This window comes from Cupriavidus sp. FW305-F7 (genome assembly GCF_058782875.1).
In genome coordinates this window covers 1-4,496 of sequence record NZ_JBYSYC010000110.1, presented here as the reverse complement: position 1 = coordinate 4,496, position 4,496 = coordinate 1, and the positions used below count along the sequence as shown (strand labels likewise).

Below are 4,496 nucleotides of genomic sequence, written 5' to 3'. Positions count from 1 at the left end.
AAGTTCTGAGTGCGCCGGGAGACCGGCAAGGAGTAGGTGGTGAAAGTCCACTACGATGAAGGAATAGCGAACCACATCGGCCCCGAGCCGTGCGCAGGCTACCGTGAGGTGGTCGGCGAAGCGTCGGTAGGGGAGCGTGTGGGCCAGCCATTGAGCCGCGATAGTTGTGTTGTTCCGGGTGCCGACGCGGTTCAGAACGCGGAAGGCAACATGAAGGGGCGCGTGAACGCGAGTGCCTCGACGACCCGGCGTGGTCAAAGACCCTGGCACGCACGGACGCTCCTTGCGCGGGAACCGGGAGGTCTCGCGTCTGGCCAGTCGCAGCATGGGCTGGTCCGCATCGGGAAGGCGAGGAGCCGTAGCCGATGATGAACGGACGGGAGAAGTCAGACTCCGCCGTAGTGTGCGCTGAGCAGCGCGTTGTTCAGGAGGGTTGAAGTCCCTCTGGCGCTCGGATGAGGGGCGCTATATCCGAAAGCGGGGGTAATGCCTCGCTGGCCGGGGAGAGGTGGAAAGGTATGGAGAAGCCTAAACGGGCACGCAGGCGAAAGCCGGACACGGCCAAGGCTGACCTGGAGCCACCAGCTCGCAGTACTCCGGAGGGCAGGGTGTCCATCGCGAGGTGGAATCCGAAGGGCATGAGGAGAAGTACCGGGCCGTAGTCGAGGGGGCTGCCCCAATGACGAACCGGTCGGCCAAAGGTGGGGCAAGGTCGAGCCTGCACTATGGAGGCGAAGGCGTTCTCATTCACCCACTGCACCAAGGTGTTTGCGGGCGGCACGGTACGGAAGAACAGCGTGTGACCTCAGGAGAACTGGCACAGTCCGCGGGTGGCACCGCGGGAAGTGAGCCTATAAGCGAGGAGCGAAGTGGCGAGCGGTGCTGTGTCAGTAGTCGGACGGCTGAGTAGTACCTGAAGCGTGGCAAAAACCACGTGACCGAGAGATCGGCGACGGAAGTGGGTCGGGGAAGGCAGCCGGCGAAGATGATTGGGAAGAGCCGGGAAGGCAGTGAGTAAGGGCGCAGAGGAGGATCAGTTCCATGAGTGAAATACCCGTACATCCGCGTCCGAGGAGACTGTCCGATTGGATCGACCCGATGGAGGCAAGGAAAGTCCACTCATTGATTGACAAGGTCTATCAACGGAAGAATCTGGAGGTTGCCTGGGAGCGAGTAAGGGCCAACCGGGGTAGTGGCGGTATCGATGGGATTAGCGTAGCGGCCTTCGCAGAACAGGCGGACCAGCAATTGGGTCGCCTGCAGGCGGAATTGCGCGCGCAAACCTATCAGCCGCAACCGGTCCGGCAGGTCTCGATCCCGAAGGTGGGCAAGCCGGGAGAGTTCCGCAAGCTTGGCATTCCGTCGATTTACGACCGTGTATGTCAGCAGGCACTGCTCAACCGGCTGGAGCCTGTCTTTGAACCGATATTCGACGATGCCAACTTCGGGTATCGGCGAGGGCGATCGACACACGACGCTCTGCGCAAGATCTGGAAGGAAATCGAAGCTGGTGGGGAATGGATTGTAGACGCTGATCTCAAGGATTTCTTTGGGTCAGTGGACCATGACAAACTACTGGCGCTCATTGCCCGGCGCGTTGCAGATGGCCGGGTGCTGGGGCTGATCAAGGCGATGCTTAAAGCCGGAAGCTTCGGCCAAGGCCGCCTCTTTCCGAGCGAGCGCGGAACCCCGCAGGGTGGGGTCGCATCCCCGTTGCTGAGCAATATTCTCCTGACGCCGTTTGATCGGGAGATGCGGCGCAGGGGCTATCAGCTTACGCGGTACGCGGATGACTGGGTGATTACCTGTTCCTCCCGAGCCGAAGCGCACGCCGCGATCGCGGCGGCGACGAAAATCCTGACAGCACTGGGCGTACAACTGCATCCAGAGAAGACTCGAATCGTACATGTTCAATTTGGATTCGAGTTCCTCGGGTACAAGATCAAGCGCGGGCGGCGACTCTCGCTACCTGCCGCGAAGATTCGCAGCGGTGCGCGATCCGGGGCGCTGTATGCATATCCCCGGGAGAAATCGATCCAGCGGCTGATGGATCAGGTTCGTCGCCTCACTAAGCGGTGCATCCCGCTTCGGACGCGCGATCTGATCGCGCGACTTAACCCTATCTTGCGGGGCTGGGGGCACTATTACAAACGCTCCCACGTACGAAGAATCTTCAACCGGCTCGACCGCTGGATCGTGCGGCGAATATGGTCACATCGATTCAAACGCTGGCGCAACCGAGGCTGGAAGCTCATGACGGAGGCGCGGCTATATGGCGATCTCGGGTTGGTGAATCTTGTCGGATTGATACCTTCTATTGCCTCTCAGCATGCTGCATCTTCGTGAAAGCTGCATGCGGGAAAACCGCACGTGCAGTTTGGGCGGCGGACGGAGGCCAGCGCGCAAGCGCGCCTCCTCCGACCCAACGTGCGCTGAGCAGCGCGTTGTTCAGGAGGGTTGAAGTCCCTCTGGCGCTCGGATGAGGGGCGCTATATCCGAAAGCGGGGGTAATGCCTCGCTGGCCGGGGAGAGGTGGAAAGGTATGGAGAAGCCTAAACGGGCACGCAGGCGAAAGCCGGACACGGCCAAGGCTGACCTGGAGCCACCAGCTCGCAGTACTCCGGAGGGCAGGGTGTCCATCGCGAGGTGGAATCCGAAGGGCATGAGGAGAAGTACCGGGCCGTAGTCGAGGGGGCTGCCCCAATGACGAACCGGTCGGCCAAAGGTGGGGCAAGGTCGAGCCTGCACTATGGAGGCGAAGGCGTTCTCATTCACCCACTGCACCAAGGTGTTTGCGGGCGGCACGGTACGGAAGAACAGCGTGTGACCTCAGGAGAACTGGCACAGTCCGCGGGTGGCACCGCGGGAAGTGAGCCTATAAGCGAGGAGCGAAGTGGCGAGCGGTGCTGTGTCAGTAGTCGGACGGCTGAGTAGTACCTGAAGCGTGGCAAAAACCACGTGACCGAGAGATCGGCGACGGAAGTGGGTCGGGGAAGGCAGCCGGCGAAGATGATTGGGAAGAGCCGGGAAGGCAGTGAGTAAGGGCGCAGAGGAGGATCAGTTCCATGAGTGAAATACCCGTACATCCGCGTCCGAGGAGACTGTCCGATTGGATCGACCCGATGGAGGCAAGGAAAGTCCACTCATTGATTGACAAGGTCTATCAACGGAAGAATCTGGAGGTTGCCTGGGAGCGAGTAAGGGCCAACCGGGGTAGTGGCGGTATCGATGGGATTAGCGTAGCGGCCTTCGCAGAACAGGCGGACCAGCAATTGGGTCGCCTGCAGGCGGAATTGCGCGCGCAAACCTATCAGCCGCAACCGGTCCGGCAGGTCTCGATCCCGAAGGTGGGCAAGCCGGGAGAGTTCCGCAAGCTTGGCATTCCGTCGATTTACGACCGTGTATGTCAGCAGGCACTGCTCAACCGGCTGGAGCCTGTCTTTGAACCGATATTCGACGATGCCAACTTCGGGTATCGGCGAGGGCGATCGACACACGACGCTCTGCGCAAGATCTGGAAGGAAATCGAAGCTGGTGGGGAATGGATTGTAGACGCTGATCTCAAGGATTTCTTTGGGTCAGTGGACCATGACAAACTACTGGCGCTCATTGCCCGGCGCGTTGCAGATGGCCGGGTGCTGGGGCTGATCAAGGCGATGCTTAAAGCCGGAAGCTTCGGCCAAGGCCGCCTCTTTCCGAGCGAGCGCGGAACCCCGCAGGGTGGGGTCGCATCCCCGTTGCTGAGCAATATTCTCATGACGCCGTTTGATCGGGAGATGCGGCGCAGGGGCTATCAGCTTACGCGGTACGCGGATGACTGGGTGATTACCTGTTCCTCCCGAGCCGAAGCGCACGCCGCGATCGCGGCGGCGACGAAAATCCTGACAGCACTGGGCGTACAACTGCATCCAGAGAAGACTCGAATCGTACATGTTCAATTTGGATTCGAGTTCCTCGGGTACAAGATCAAGCGCGGGCGGCGACTCTCGCTACCTGCCGCGAAGATTCGCAGCGGTGCGCGATCCGGGGCGCTGTATGCATATCCCCGGGAGAAATCGATCCAGCGGCTGATGGATCAGGTTCGTCGCCTCACTAAGCGGTGCATCCCGCTTCGGACGCGCGATCTGATCGCGCGACTTAACCCTATCTTGCGGGGCTGGGGGCACTATTACAAACGCTCCCACGTACGAAGAATCTTCAACCGGCTCGACCGCTGGATCGTGCGGCGAATATGGTCACATCGATTCAAACGCTGGCGCAACCGAGGCTGGAAGCTCATGACGGAGGCGCGGCTATATGGCGATCTCGGGTTGGTGAATCTTGTCGGATTGATACCTTCTATTGCCTCTCAGCATGCTGCATCTTCGTGAAAGCTGCATGCGGGAAAACCGCACGTGCAGTTTGGGCGGCGGACGGAGGCCAGCGCGCAAGCGCGCCTCCTCCGACCCAACAGCGAAGAAACCTGCGAACAACGCCGGGAGACCGACTGCGGAGTG

2 protein-coding genes are annotated in these 4,496 nt (G+C 60.6%); both read left to right on the top strand.

Annotated elements, in window-relative coordinates; translation table 11 throughout:
- The first annotated feature begins 1,041 nt into the window (after positions 1-1,041).
- Positions 1,042-2,346, top strand: a complete 1,305-nt coding sequence (gene ltrA / locus AC3WL8_RS39755) for a group II intron reverse transcriptase/maturase (protein WP_153957092.1) — start codon at positions 1,042-1,044, stop codon at positions 2,344-2,346.
- Positions 2,347-3,065: 719 nt separating this feature from the next.
- Positions 3,066-4,370 (top strand): group II intron reverse transcriptase/maturase, encoded by a 1,305-nt coding sequence (gene ltrA, locus AC3WL8_RS39750; RefSeq protein WP_492380239.1) that lies wholly within the window; start codon positions 3,066-3,068, stop codon positions 4,368-4,370.
- Positions 4,371-4,496: the final 126 nt, after the last annotated feature.